The 573-nt window shown below is 41.5% G+C and carries 1 protein-coding gene; it reads left to right on the top strand.

Annotated elements, in window-relative coordinates; all coding sequences use genetic code 11:
• Positions 1-181: 181 nt before the first annotated feature.
• Positions 182-573 (top strand): hypothetical protein (locus R0K30_RS21000; protein WP_410612686.1); only part of this gene is annotated, 392 nt, incomplete at its 3' end.

The raw sequence follows: 573 nt of genomic DNA, 5'->3' as shown, positions 1-573 counted from the left end.
AACTTTGTCTTCGTTACAGTTCAGCCGGTTCAGAACTGGCAATAAAATTTATTACTACGAATAGCTATTAAGTGCCAAGACCGGATTTCTAAAGTGTCTTTTATGGTGATCTGAAGATATTAAGTAGCATATGAGCGTCTGTCATTATTTGGTTGTCTCAGTTTCCCAAAAGGAATTGTGAGTGAAACTATTATCTGGGCTCATCTTTCTGTGTTTAGTTTTGGCGCTTCCGGCATGCTCTGACAGCTCGCAGCAAGCTGATCCTGATTTTCAACCCCATGGTAATACAACCAGTTTGATCTCAGATGCGAGCCCGGTGGTCATCGTTGATGAAGCACACAATAATTTTCTTACCATCTCAGGTCGGTATAAACCCTTCGAGCAAGTTTTGTCGAACAATGGTTATAAAGTCAGGTCGAATACTAAAAGCTTCACATCAGACCGTTTGAATAGAGCCGATATTCTAGTAATTGCCAATGCACTAGATCGTGATAAGAGCGACTGGCAACCGCCGTTTGGCAGTGCATTAGATGATGATGAGGTTGATAACATCAAAAAGTGGGTTAGTGATGG

This window comes from Bacillus sp. SIMBA_154 (assembly GCF_046536015.1).
Lineage (GTDB): Bacteria > Bacillota > Bacilli > Bacillales > Bacillaceae > Bacillus > Bacillus pumilus_P.
The sequence above is the reverse complement of the archived record's forward strand: the minus strand, read 5'-3'. Positions and strand labels throughout refer to the sequence as shown.